The sequence below is a fragment of the Vibrio sp. R78045 genome, from assembly GCF_042466085.1.
Classification (GTDB): Bacteria; Pseudomonadota; Gammaproteobacteria; order Enterobacterales; family Vibrionaceae; genus Vibrio; species Vibrio cyclitrophicus.
The window spans coordinates 1,129,056-1,142,198 of sequence record NZ_JAXHBS010000008.1; the positions used below are offsets into that span (position 1 = coordinate 1,129,056).

Here is a 13,143-nt window from a genome sequence, read left to right on the forward strand (position 1 = left end):
TTTGAACGGTTATCTTTATAACTGATGAAGGCGCTAGATTGCCTGACGCAGTTGGAAATAACGTCCTGCTTCGTTTAACAGTTTCTCATGAGAGCCGTTTTCAACAATCTCGCCTTGTTCAATCAGAACGATAGAATCCATCGATTCCAGACCAATCAAACGGTGCGTGATGAAGATAACCGTCTTGCCTTCGAAGTGCTTCTCGAAAAGAGTCATGATGCTTTGCTCGGTTTGCTTATCTAAGCCTTCTGTCGGCTCATCTAAAAGCAGGATAGGAGCATCATGAAGAATGGCACGTGCGATGCCAATGCGGCGCTTCTCACCGCCAGACAGTTGACGACCACCATCACCTAACCAGCTATCAAGCGCGTTGTTCTCAAGCAGCTTTTCTAGACCAACGTCTTTAAGGATGTTCGCTAAGTGATCATCGGTTGCTTCTGGTCTTGCAATCAACAAGTTGTCACGCAAAGTACCATTGAGAATGTCGACACGTTGGCTTACTACACTGATTGATTCACGAAGCTGTGATTCATTCCACTGCGTCAGTTCAACTCCCGCGATTGAGATGTCGCCTTTTTTAGGATCCCAGTAGCGAGTCAGCAGCTGAATCAAAGTCGACTTACCAGAACCTGTTTGGCCCACAATCGCAACCTTGTGCGTTGCAGGAATCGTTAGGTCAACAGCGTTCAGAACACTACGTTCAGAATCAGGGTAGTTGAACGTCACGTTTGAGAACGTAATATCAAGCGGCTTGTTGATGTCGAGTTTCTCTTCAGCAAACTGAACTTCAGGCTCCGACAGAATAACTTCGTTCAAGCGACGTGCTGAAGACAGAGTTTGACCTAAATGCTGGAACGCGCCTGCGATTGGCATTAATAGCTCAAAACTTGCCATGGTTGCGAATGCCATTAGCGCGATGAACGGGTCTGGTACATTACCACCCACGCCATCAGCCGCAAGCCAAAGCATAAGAACCAACGTCAAACCGTTGAACAGCATCAGTGCTGCTGACGCCATACCAGTTAGGTTAGCATTCACAAACTGATTCGCCATCAGCTTCTGCTGCGTTTCTAGAATCGCATTGCGGTAACGCTCTTCAGCACCAAACAGAGTCAGTTCGCTGTAGCCTTCAATCCAATCCAGAGTGGTAACACGAAGATCCGCTTTGTTTTGTGTCAGTTCACCGCCGTTACGTTTACCTAGCTTGTAAAACAAGATTGGCCAAACCAACAGCATGATCAGAAGGATAGAACCCAAGATCAAACCTAGTGAGCTATCGAACCACATCAAGAAAATAGTAAGGAAGAAGATCCCGAACACACCAACCGTCACTGGGCTTACTAAGCGCAAGTAAACGTGGTCCATTGCATCGACATCAGCAACCAAACGGTTGAGAAGGTCAGCATCACGAAGGTTCGAAATACGGCCTGGGATCAGCGGAGCTAGCTTCTTGAAGAAGAAGATACGTAAATCAGTTAACAATTTGAATGTGGCATTGTGGCTGACAACACGTTCACCCCAACGACCCGCAGTACGGCTCATTGCCAAACCACGTACGCCGCCGCCCGGTAGCATGTAGTTGAAGGTCTCACGTGCAATCGTAAGGCCTGCAACCGCAGAAGCTGAAATGAACCAGCCTGATAGCGTTAACAAGCCGATAGAAGCCGAAAGAGTAGCAAAAGCTAATAGCATGCCTAGCGATAGGCTAAACCAATGCTTTTTATAGAGTTTCAGGTAAGGCAGTAAATCACGCATCTAAATTACCCTTATTATCTTGTTGAGCTAAGTTCGCGTTAAGCATCTTTTCGAACAAACCACCCGCAGTCGATAGCTGAGAGTAATGACCTTGTTCAACCAGACCACCATCGCGCATAACCAGAATATTATCGACTGATTTAAGAGGGGCAAGTTGGTGCGTTACAAGCAGGGCTGTGCGGCTTTCAATATTGCTATTGATTCCTTTCATTACTAACTGTTCGCTACGAGTATCTAGGCTAGCTGTTGGTTCATCTAACAACCAGAACTGACCGTCTTGAATCATGGCGCGAGCCAGAGCCAAACGTTGAGATTGACCAACAGACAGGCCGCCAGAGCGATCAGAGATCATATAATCTAAGCCATGCTCGCTAACGAACTCGTTAGCAAAAGACTGCTCAAGCGCATTCTCGACAACTTGGTCAGTGATATCGAGCTTACCTAGAGTGACGTTGTCACGAATTGTACCGTGCAGTAGCAACGGGTTTTGACCAACCCAGCTAATCGTCTTACGCCAAGAGGCTAAGTCTAGGTCACGCAATTCAATGCCATTGATTTTCAAGCTTCCTTCATAAGGCATGAAACCAAGAATAGCGTTGATCAAACTTGTTTTACCCGCCCCACTTGGGCCAACTAACGCAGTCGACTGTCGAGTGTTAAGTGCAAACGAGATAGGGCCAACCAATTGAACACCTTCAGGGCTTAACACTTTTAGAGCTTGAGCTTCAATATTGATGCCTTGAGCCTGATCGAGTTGAGTGTCGCCTGATTTAACCTTAGTGATGTCTGTTTCTAAGAACTCGACAATACTTTCCGCAGCGCCAACCGCTTGTTGCTTCGCATGGTAGAAAGTACCTAAGTCACGCAGAGGTTGGTAAAACTCTGGCGCCAAGATAAGGATAAACAAACCAGCGAATAGCGTAATGCCGACGCCGTAGTGGCCAAAGTTAAGCTCACCGATGTAGGTGAAACCAAAGTAAACCGCTGTCATCGCGATAGAGATCGACGTGAAGAACTCAAGTACAGCAGAAGACAAGAAAGCGATTTTCAACACATCCATGGTACGCGTTCTAAACACTTCAGATGCACCTTTGAGTACTTCTGTTTCAGCGTTGGTGCGATCAAATAGACGGATGGTTGTCATTGACTGCAAACGGTCGTAAAAGTGACCAGAAAGACGCTGAAGCGCTTTGAAGTTTTTACGGTTGGCATCGGCTGCTTTCATACCAACAAGTGCCATGAACATCGGCACCAGTGGAGCCGTAAGCAAAAAGATCAATCCAGCTGCCCAGTTTACTGGAAACACCACAACCAAAATAATGAATGGAATCATTACCGACAGAGACATCTGAGGTAGATAACGAGAGAAGAAGTCTTGCATGTCTTCTACTTGTTCTAGCAACAGGGTTGCCCACGTACCCGCAGGTTTGCCTTTGATGTAGGCAGGACCAAGTTCGCGTAACTTATCGAGAATGAGCTGCCTAATGTAGATACGGATCTGCTCACCACAGCGATAGCCGGCGATTTCACGACCCCATGTACAGCCTGCACGGCCAACGACCGATAGTGCCAAGCCTGCGAAATGACCAACCAGTTCAGATTTATCGACATTCTCGATGATCAGCTGATGAAGAATAGAGGCGAGAAGAGCTGCTTGAGCAATTAAAAACACGCTTGAAAGTACGCCAAGGCCAATCGCAATCATAAGCCAGCGTTTCGCTAACTTACTCTGTTGCTTAAGCCACTTGTTCAAGCTGCGTTGTTTTTTCTTATCCATTATGAAGGCTTAATGATAATTATTATTTGTTGAGGGCGGCTAGTATACAAAAGAAAGCCCAGTGGATATACCGCTGGGCTCTAGGGATTTACAACAAAATGTGATGACGCCCTGCATCTATTGAGGTGAGGGCTTCGATATTTAAATCTGCAATCTCAGATTTACTTATCGTTAAGGCCATCTAGGAAGCGTTCAGCATCCAGTGCAGCCATACAACCTGTACCAGCAGAAGTGATTGCTTGGCGGTAGTTGTGGTCCATTACATCACCTGCAGCGAACACGCCTGGGATGCTGGTTTGTGTTGCGTTACCTTCAAGACCAGACTGTACGATGATGTAATCATCTTTCATGTCGACTTGGCCTTTGAAGATTTCAGTGTTTGGTTGGTGACCGATAGCAATGAATGCGCCCATTACTTCGATCTCTTCTGTTTTATCAGACTGAGTATCTTTAATACGAACGCCCGTTACGCCCATGTCGTCGCCTAGAACTTCGTCTAGCGTGCGATCAGTGTGAAGAACAATGTTGCCGTTCTCTACTTTGTCCATTAAACGTTTCACTAGGATCTTTTCAGCGCGGAACGTGTCACGACGGTGAACTAAGTGAACTTCAGACGCGATGTTAGATAGGTAAAGTGCTTCTTCAACAGCGGTGTTACCACCACCAACAACCGCTACTTTCTGGTTGCGGTAGAAGAAACCATCACACGTAGCACAAGCAGAAACGCCACGGCCTTTGAATGCTTCTTCAGAATCTAAACCTAGGTACTTAGCTGATGCACCCGTTGAGATGATCAACGCATCACACGTGTACTCGCCTGAATCGCCTTTAAGACGGAAAGGGCGGTTAGATAGGTCTACTTCGTTAATGTGGTCAAACAGGATCTCTGTTTCAAAGCGCTCTGCGTGCTCTTTCATGCGATCCATCAGTGCTGGACCCGTTAAACCTTCAGCATCACCCGGCCAGTTTTCCACTTCTGTTGTGGTTGTAAGCTGACCACCTTGCTGCATACCGGTAACAAGTACTGGGTTTAGGTTTGCACGAGCAGCGTAAACTGCAGCTGTATAGCCAGCAGGGCCAGAACCAAGAATCAATAAATTACAGTGCTTTACGTCGCTCATGAGGACTCCGAAATTGAATTTGTTTTTATTTATAATCGATTAGGATTGTATGGAAAATATGGAGGCAATAAAAGGTTAAACAAGGGTAGAAGTGTAATTAATCGTTATACGTTAGAACATAACCGAACTAAATGATGGTCTTGTAATCCTGTGTCTTAGATCAATAGCGATAAGTCAAGGAAAGTGCTCTTGCAAACAGCTATGCATATTGCTCACTTTTAGGGTCTTCTTGATCATGGTGTTTCTATAGCAGTATTTACTTTTTTGCGTATACATTGATGAGTAGAAAAACAAGAGAACCTGAATCCTATGTTTTATTTTAAAAAGTTTGAGTTAAAAGACGCTGTAAGAACTCATCAAAATTAGCGTGCAGATAAACGACCACAAGACGCACTTTTAGTATGAACGGCATGATTACAAACAGGTGTAATGTTGGTTAATACTTGAACTGTTGAGTGTTTCTCAGTTGTTATTTTTTTGTATGTGTTATTATTGATATTTATATATTGCGCGGAATTATTTGAACTCTATGCAGATTCTAATCCTTTTTATCAATGTGTTTATTGTGTGCCTGAATTCGGTTTTTGCTTCTCCGCTGCAGGTCAGCGGGGAACAATCTGTGTTAGCTAATGAAGCTGTAAGATGGTATGAAATGCCTTTGTTATCTGATCCAGTCGATTTTCCCATATTAAAAAAACACATTGAATCCTCTCCAAGGATTGAAACGATATTTGGTGGTGAAGGGGCGTTTGGGTTGAGAGTTGATTTGGCCAACTCCGATATCAAGTCGTCACAACAAATAGTTACACTCCGTGCAAACTATTTGGATCAAGGTTGGGGTTACTGGCAATCAACAAATGGTCAAGTAAGGCGAATACTTGATTTTGGCCAATTAAGTAACAAGAGTATCTTGCATCTGCATAGGCAAAGCTTCCCGTTAATATTGAATGCGGAGGAATCTGGAACACTTTGGCTCTACTTGGAAGCAAAGAAATTTCCAAAGGCAGTTAACTTCACTCTTCAACCTGAATATCCATTTTATATTCACGTTTTCCGCAACAATACGCTCACATTAGCTTCTATTACTGTCATGCTAACGTTGGGAGTTTTCGCTCTTTTTTGTTACTTTCAAACTAAACATCCAGTCACACTGGCTTGTGCTGGTTATGTTGGGCTACATGGCCTGGGATGGTTCGCCGCTTCAGGCGCTTGGGGGTACTTATTACCAAGCCAAAGCTGGAACCCAGTTTATTTTGGAATGGTATTGTTTCCGTTTGCGGTTGCTTTTTCTTGCTATTACACAAGATTATTGTTTGGATTTCCGCAGCATTTTATTCGTATTAATCTTACCTTTCAGGCCTTTAGTTGGCTGTGTGTCATTATCGGGTTTATTAATGTCTTTGCCCCGTTTTCGTTGACTTTTGTTATGTCCCATTTGATTGCGGCAATCTGGGTGCCGACAATGATAGTGACTGGCGTATTGATGGTTTATCAACGAAACTTTGTCGCTAAATATTATTTGATCGGTGGTCTTTGTTATGGCACGGCTTTGGTATATTACATTTTTGCGCATTTTGCACCATTGCCGACTCAGAGATCGACAGAAGTTATCGTTGTTGTTGCATTAGCAATAGATTGTGCCTGCATTTTATTGTCACTGACTGAATGGTTGCGGATTCAACAACATCAACATCAGAAAACCTATATCCAGTCGAGGGTGGATAGTTTAACGGGGCTTGGAAACCGGCTGGATTTTAATGATGCCAGTAAACAATTAGTACATCATTCCTATTGTATCGTTTTCATCGATTGTGATGGCCTTAAATCGATTAATGATACTTATGGTCATGATGAAGGGGATCGCTTTTTAGAATACACCAGCCGCATGATGCGAGAAAAATTTACAGACCTTGGAATGGTTTATCGAGCTGGTGGCGACGAATTTATCTGGTTGTTGAAAGTGGATAAAGAGAAACAAGTTGAGGCTCTCTATTCTCAGATTGAGCTTAGAGTGACTCAGGTGGAAGAGCAAATTCGCAGTGCTGATTGGCCTCAGTCTGGCCTCAGTTTTGGAAGCGCATCTAGTTTTGAATGTGTCAATTTTTCTGAGTGTTTGAGCTTAGCTGACCAGCGAATGTACCAGCAGAAGCGCTCGAAGAACGGTTTTAAAAATCAGTCCAGTGAAATTGAGTGTTAGCTAAATTCCCTATTTTCTAAGTGAATCGTTTTAAGTCTAGTTAACTTATTTTCGTTTTGACTTTTGGTGTAAATGTCACCAAAGGTGGCTTTTTTAGCAACCAACCTTTCAAGCTTGCTTACCCTCTCATCTGTTTTGTGTAGAACATTCCCAATCTTTATAGTCGCCTATTTTTAACGAATTCTAAGTTAGGACATAAAGGCAGACCATCATATTCCAAATAAACGCATCATTTATAATTGTAGGTTTTATTAGAAAGCACTCTATTTGAGGGCGGCCGAGTTCCCCCCGAACTCGACCTGTTCCAGACGCGCAAGCAAAGGCGTTTGGTTTCTGGCGTACTCATAAATTAACCAATTTCAGTTTGTTGTGTAAATAATCAATAGCTTGGTGACTGATAGGTAAGTCGTATTTCGCTGTGCAAAAGCATAGAAATGGATGGTGGCGAGCGTGATACCTGAACTTATGCAGGAGGCTGGTTTGTTGGAGCGCAAGGGCTGACACAATATGAAACACCACTTCCTAGTTAATAATGTCGTTAAATTTAAATTTATAGGGATTTATAACTAGCTAGTGGAGTGTGCTAGTTTTAAGAGTTGGTCATCTTTTATTCTGGTGTTATACACTGCTTTTTAATTTTAGATTGGATTTAGTGTCTGAATTATTAAATCTGACGGGATAAATGATTGTTTAATGTTGATTTGACAAGATCTTCAAGTATCCTTTATGTAAATAAAACGTTAAATATTGAAAGTAAATTAACAATCATTAAGGAGTCGATGATGTTACATGCTCACGAAAATACCCTACATATTACCCATCTCAGTAACCATGCTGTTAAGGAGTTGTCTCCGTCATTCTCTCAGCTACCAAGCACAGAGCATGCGGATGGCCAGTTTCGATTGAGAAGATACTCGGTGGTTCAATTCAGTAATGGACAAGTCGTTGAGCAAGACAAACATAACTTTGTTCAGTCTGAAGACATTAATCACTTTCAAGGTGACGTCGTTCGCCAGTTCGAGCCGATTGAAGCGAAGATTCTAAGCAGTGAAGGCATGCAAGAAATGTGTGAACTGTTTATTGAGACCAATGGACTTGAAGACGGGCAAGAAATCGAAATCCATCAGATTCGCATTGCTGCTATTTTTGAAGAGACTCAAGTAGCACCAGAAGGTGTTCATCAAGATGGCTTTGACCACATCGCGATTATTGGTGTTACTCGCCATAACATCGTGGGTGGTGAAGTGATGCTTTATCAAGATAGCCACGAAGCACCATTCTTTAGAAAGGTGTTAGGCGATGGCGAGGTGGCAATGCTTGCTGATAGTAAGCTTTGGCACAACGCACAACCAATTCGTACCATAGACCACGGTAAGATGGGCTATATGGATGTGTTTGTACTAACGGCTAAGGATGCGCGTAATGTCCTTCACTCTTAATGATGTACGCCAACAGTTTAGTGCTTTAGGCCAATATCATAACGGCAGGCCTGTGACCTTTTTCGATGGTCCCGGTGGGTCTCAGGTACCTGAGAATGTTTTAGCTTCAATGACGGAATACCTAGGGCATTTCAATTCAAACCTAGGCGGGCACTACTTTTCTAGCCAAAAGACCACAAGCTTAATGCAGCAAGCGCGAGAAGCGGCCCAAGCACTACTCAATGCGGAGTCTTCTGGCAATGTGGTGTTCGGTGCGAACATGACATCGTTGACCTTCCAACTTAGCCGAGCGATCAGCCGCGATTGGAAAGAGGGCGATGAGGTTATCGTCACTGCGTTAGACCATTACTCAAATGTATCGAGCTGGCAGCAAGCGGCAGACGACAAAGGCGCGATTGTTCGCCAAGTTAGTGTCGACGAATCCGATTGCAGTTTGGATATGGCGCATTTTGAATCGCTGCTGAATAAGAAAACCAAGCTTGTCGCGGTGACGTTTGCTTCGAACACGACAGGTTCTATTGTCGATATGGCTAAAGTTATTGAGCTTGCACATCAGCATGGCGCTCAGGTATATGTCGATGCCGTTCATTACGCACCTCATCATTTGATCGATGTTCAGCAACTGAATTGTGATTTCTTAGCGTGTTCTGCTTATAAGTTCTTCGGCCCGCATGTCGGTATTGCTTATGTTGCGCCTCAATGGCTGCATACTTTAAAGCCTTACAAGGTTGAACCTGCAACCAATATCGGCCCAGGTCGATTTGAAACAGGAACACAAAGTTTTGAAGGCCTTGCCGGTGTGATTGCGGCGGTGGATTACTTGGCGCAGTTAGGCGATCCAGCCGATTCATTGCGTTCTCGTTTAGAGCAAAGTTACGCGCTGTATAATAAGCATGAGAGCCAACTCAGTGAATACTTCCTTAAACGCTTGTCCGATCTTGAAGGTGCAAAACTTTATGGTAAAACTGAGTTTGATTCGAATCTGAGAACCCCTACATTTGCGATTACCTTTGAAGATCACTCTCCAGAGTTCATCGCTAAGAAGTTAGGCGAGCATAATATCTGTGTGTGGAATGGACACTTCTATGCATTAGGGCTAGTGAAGCAGTTGGGTATTGAAGAGCAGGGCGTGGTGCGTATTGGATGTATGCATTATAACTCGATTGATGAGATTGACTTACTGTTCAATGTGCTTGAAGGGATTTTACGTAGCAATAGCTAACAATTTTGGCTGTTATAGAAATTAGAAAAGAGCATGCTTCTCTCAATAATATTGAGTAGGAAGTCTGCTCTTTTTGTTTCATGAACTTATATCTGTTTAGCAAAGTCTACTACGACTAAAACCGCTATTCGATTAAGCCCGTGATTGAACTAAGACAACAGCTTAACCAGAGCTGCACCTACTGCGTGCGCACTGGTTGGGTTCTGACCGGTAATCACTCGCTCATCAACAATCACAAGCTCATGCCAAGGTTGAACTTTGTTGAAACGCGCTGCGCTACGAGTAAGCGATTCTTCCAATAGGAATGGGATGTCATTGATGGTCCCAAAGTCGATTTCTTCTTCACGTGTAAAGCCTGTCACCGATTTAGAGCTTAATAGCTTCTCGCCGTTGCTTAGGACAATCGGAAGCAGTGCTGCAGGGCCGTGACATACTGATGAGATAACGCCACCATCTTCATAGTGCTTAGCGGCGATGGTTGCGAATTGCTCGTCGGTTGCTAGATCTGAAAGCAAACCGAATCCACCGGGGTAGAAGATAGCATCGTAGCTTTCTGCATTAATTTGGCTTACAGGAATCGTATTGTTGATGCGGTTCTGGAAGTCATCATCAGCCAAGATCTCGGCGTTTACTGAATCCCCTTCAATATCGGTTCCATACAGTGGACCTTTACCACCCTTGATAGAAGCGATGTCGTATTCAAAACCTGCAGCAATGATCTCTTTGAGAGCATGAGTTAGTTCAGGAGCGTAAGTACCGTTCGCTTGATCTGTATTGCCAAGTGTTGCGTGGTTAGTCACAGGTATTAGTATTTTTTTCATGATTCGTCCCTTTGAGCACGTTTGTTTGGTTTCAGCGTCGTTTTTTTGCTTTAGGTATCGTGGTTTTTATTTAGAAAACCAAAGTTTTCAATTTAGATACCGCTGTTTCGTTATCTGTAATACTAGTAGCAAACCATTTGAGTGATAATATACCGAATAGGCAAAACATTATTGCTATATAGCAATAGTTAGATATGAATTAGTCGATGTGAATTCGTTAGATGTAAGCAGGTGAAGTATGGATAGCTTTGAAGGTATTAATGAGTTTGTTGCGGTAGCAGAGTGTCACGGCTTTTCTGCGGCCGCAAAGCAGTTAGGTTGCAGTACCAGTCATGTCAGTCGCCAAGTTTCAAGGTTAGAAGAAAGGGTAGGTGTTGCCTTGCTTGCTCGTTCTACACGCATGGTAAGCTTAACTGAATCGGGTCACACCTATTATCAGCAGTGCAAAGATCTAGTTATTGGGCTGCAACAGGCAAATGAACAAGTGACCTCTCAACAAGCTCAGTTAAGTGGCACATTACGAGTGAGTGCCGCAGGCGCGTTTGCAGAAAATCATGTGGCTGCTGCGTTGATGGAATTTGCCAAAGACCACCCAGATCTAACTATAGAGATGAACTTTAATACCAAGATGGTTAACTTCATCGAAGATGGCATCGATTTCGCGATTCGATATGGTCGGTTGGATGATTCGGGGTTGGTGGCAAGAAAGCTCGTTGATCGCCCAATGGCGGCAGCAGCCAGCAAAGCTTATCTTGATCAATTTGGTACACCAGTTCACCCAGAACAGTTGAAATTACACAGTTGCATCATTGCCAACAGTGATCAGTGGCTATTTGAAAAAGATGGAAAACCGCTTAATGCAGTACGAGTGCATGGTCGCTGGAGAAGCAATAACTCAAGCGCAGTGATTAAAGCATGTGAACAGGGGCTTGGCATTGTCTACCTACCAAAAAGCAGTTTCAATGGCGCTCTTGCTTATGGAAAACTGGTTCCAGTACTAGAAGAGTATTGGGGAGCAGGAACCAGCAGTTGGATTGTTTACCAAAACCGTCGCTTTCTACCACAGAGAGCACGGCTTGCGATCGATTTTCTCGTCTCTTACTTTTCTGACTGGCAAGAATAGTTAGAAAGCGATTAAGGAAAAGAGTTTGATGCTTTCAGCGGCCCAGGTTTAGTAAACGAGAGCAAGGCTAAGGAAACGTTTACATTGATAGGTGTTATCTTTTTTTGTTTTTTGACACGCGTAACAAGATTGATGTTCTTGCTAGCTTTTGATGTCTCGTGTAAGCAATTGAATTGTAGAGAAGCGTGAAGCAGTACGATATACTAGTTGATATATTAATGTGTCTGGCGTGCGATAGATTGTGTTAAGTCGCTAGTAGGATATGTCGTTATACTCCAATTTACGAAGTATAGCTCTAGTGCGGAGTGGGCAATGTCGTCAATAAATTTCGAATCCACATACGGTGTAATAACTATTCAAGATATGAATGTAGTTAGCGTTGATGCTAATTATGCGCGTATTTATGGATACCAATCACCCGAAGAACTACTGCTTAATATAGATAGCTTTTTAGATCTTATATCAGAAGAATTTCATGTTTTAGCCTATCAAAACTACCTTGAAACGGTCAGCGGTCAACGAGATCCTCAGGTTCATACTTATACCAATGTTGATCGTAACGGTAGAGAGTTCACAGTGTTTTCTATCGACCATGTTACGGAGTGGCAGGGAAGACCTGCACTGCAAGTCACGGTTATCGATCTATCTCCTGCTATTCAGTTGCAAAATGCGGTGCGTGAGCAAGATAAGATGTATCACGATATGATCATGCAATCAGGACAGGGCATCTTGGTTCATCGAGATTTCAAACCGTTGATGGTCAATCAATCTTGGGTCAACATGCAAGGCGGCACGTCCATCGAGCAAGTATTAGAGCTAGAGTCGATTCTTGAATTGGTACCAAAACAGAATACGGATGGTATCAGTAAGCATTATCAAGCGATTGTGTCTGGTGAGTTGTCAGGAACTAGTACTGTGGTTGAAAATATAGGGTTCGACGAGGTTCACCGGTTCTTCAATATTTACGACAATGCGATTACTTGGAAAGGTCAGCCAGCGGTTCAGGTGGTGCTCGAAGATGTGACTCAAAAAGTAATGTTGGAGAAACAGTTACTTCATCAAGCGAATTACGATGAAATGACCAATTTGCTCAATCGAAGAGCGATTTACGATTGGCTGAAAGCGTATCTTGCTTCCGATAATCATGTTGTATGTATGCTACTTGATATCGATGACTTTAAATCGATCAATGATACTTACGGTCATATGGTAGGTGATGAAGTTATTTGTGCTTTGGCTAGTATTACCAAGCGTAATGTAGAGCAAGCTGGTGGTGTTGCAGGGCGTTGGGGTGGCGAAGAGTTTATCGTGTTTCTCCCAAATGCTTCTCCTCAAATTTCACGCGCAGTATCTGACCAAATTCGCCAGCAATTTAATCAAACTCAGTTTAACATCAGCAAACATGTTCGATTTAATGTGAGCGTCAGTATTGGAGTCAGTGACAGCCGATCGTGCGAAGGGAAAGTGTCCATTGATGCGCTCGTGAACTTAACGGATCAATCTCTGTACCAAGCTAAAGCGAGTGGAAAAAATTGTGTATGCGGAGAAGTGAGCACATCTTAATGTTGACTAAACATGGTTTAGTTAGGCGGCTAGCATAGAATCGTATTGATAATAAAATGCCCTTAAGCAATCGCTGAGGGCATTTTAGTTTCTATCGTCATGATAAGTTCAGTGTAATCTGGTCA

The 13,143-nt window shown here is 43.5% G+C and carries 9 protein-coding genes; 5 read left to right on the forward strand and 4 right to left on the reverse strand.

Annotation, left to right across the window (positions count from 1 at the left end):
- Positions 1-33: 33 nt before the first annotated feature.
- From cydC to trxB, 3 genes are all read right to left on the reverse strand, one after another.
- The gene (gene cydC / locus SJY39_RS07570; RefSeq protein ID WP_016792955.1) at positions 34-1,755 is read right to left on the reverse strand and encodes a cysteine/glutathione ABC transporter ATP-binding protein/permease CydC; all 1,722 of its coding nucleotides are present in this window, start codon (positions 1,753-1,755) and stop codon (positions 34-36) included.
- Positions 1,748-3,532, reverse strand: coding sequence for a cysteine/glutathione ABC transporter permease/ATP-binding protein CydD (gene cydD, locus SJY39_RS07575; RefSeq protein ID WP_016768362.1), 1,785 nt, complete (start codon positions 3,530-3,532; stop codon positions 1,748-1,750). The genes cydC and cydD overlap by 8 nt, the downstream gene beginning before the upstream one ends.
- 161 nt (positions 3,533-3,693) lie before the next feature.
- Positions 3,694-4,653 carry a thioredoxin-disulfide reductase gene (trxB, locus tag SJY39_RS07580; RefSeq protein ID WP_010438193.1) on the reverse strand — a complete coding sequence of 320 codons (960 nt, stop codon included), beginning with the start codon at positions 4,651-4,653 and terminating at the stop codon, positions 3,694-3,696.
- Between the two features lie 529 nt (positions 4,654-5,182).
- Between trxB and SJY39_RS07585 the strand changes: the two genes are divergently transcribed.
- The 3 genes from SJY39_RS07585 (at position 5,183) to SJY39_RS07595 (ending at position 9,511) form a co-directional block, all read left to right on the forward strand.
- On the forward strand, positions 5,183-6,850 hold the full coding sequence (locus tag SJY39_RS07585; RefSeq protein WP_010438195.1) for a diguanylate cyclase: 1,668 nt from the start codon (positions 5,183-5,185) through the stop codon (positions 6,848-6,850).
- A gap of 782 nt (positions 6,851-7,632) precedes the next feature.
- Positions 7,633-8,289, forward strand: a complete 657-nt coding sequence (locus tag SJY39_RS07590) for a 2OG-Fe dioxygenase family protein (RefSeq protein WP_016768359.1) — start codon at positions 7,633-7,635, stop codon at positions 8,287-8,289.
- A complete protein-coding gene (locus SJY39_RS07595) occupies positions 8,273-9,511 on the forward strand; it encodes a cysteine desulfurase-like protein (protein ID WP_016783894.1) in 1,239 nt (412 codons plus the stop codon). The genes SJY39_RS07590 and SJY39_RS07595 overlap by 17 nt, the downstream gene beginning before the upstream one ends.
- 149 nt (positions 9,512-9,660) lie before the next feature.
- Here SJY39_RS07595 and SJY39_RS07600 read toward each other — a convergent pair whose 3' ends face one another.
- The gene (locus SJY39_RS07600; RefSeq protein ID WP_010438200.1) at positions 9,661-10,332 is read right to left on the reverse strand and encodes a type 1 glutamine amidotransferase domain-containing protein; all 672 of its coding nucleotides are present in this window, start codon (positions 10,330-10,332) and stop codon (positions 9,661-9,663) included.
- A gap of 238 nt (positions 10,333-10,570) precedes the next feature.
- Between SJY39_RS07600 and SJY39_RS07605 the strand changes: the two genes are divergently transcribed.
- A complete protein-coding gene (locus SJY39_RS07605) occupies positions 10,571-11,455 on the forward strand; it encodes a LysR family transcriptional regulator (RefSeq protein WP_010438203.1) in 885 nt (294 codons plus the stop codon).
- Between the two features lie 363 nt (positions 11,456-11,818).
- Entirely contained in the window at positions 11,819-13,018 is a 1,200-nt protein-coding gene (locus tag SJY39_RS07610; protein WP_016783896.1) for a GGDEF domain-containing protein, read from the forward strand.
- Positions 13,019-13,143: the final 125 nt, after the last annotated feature.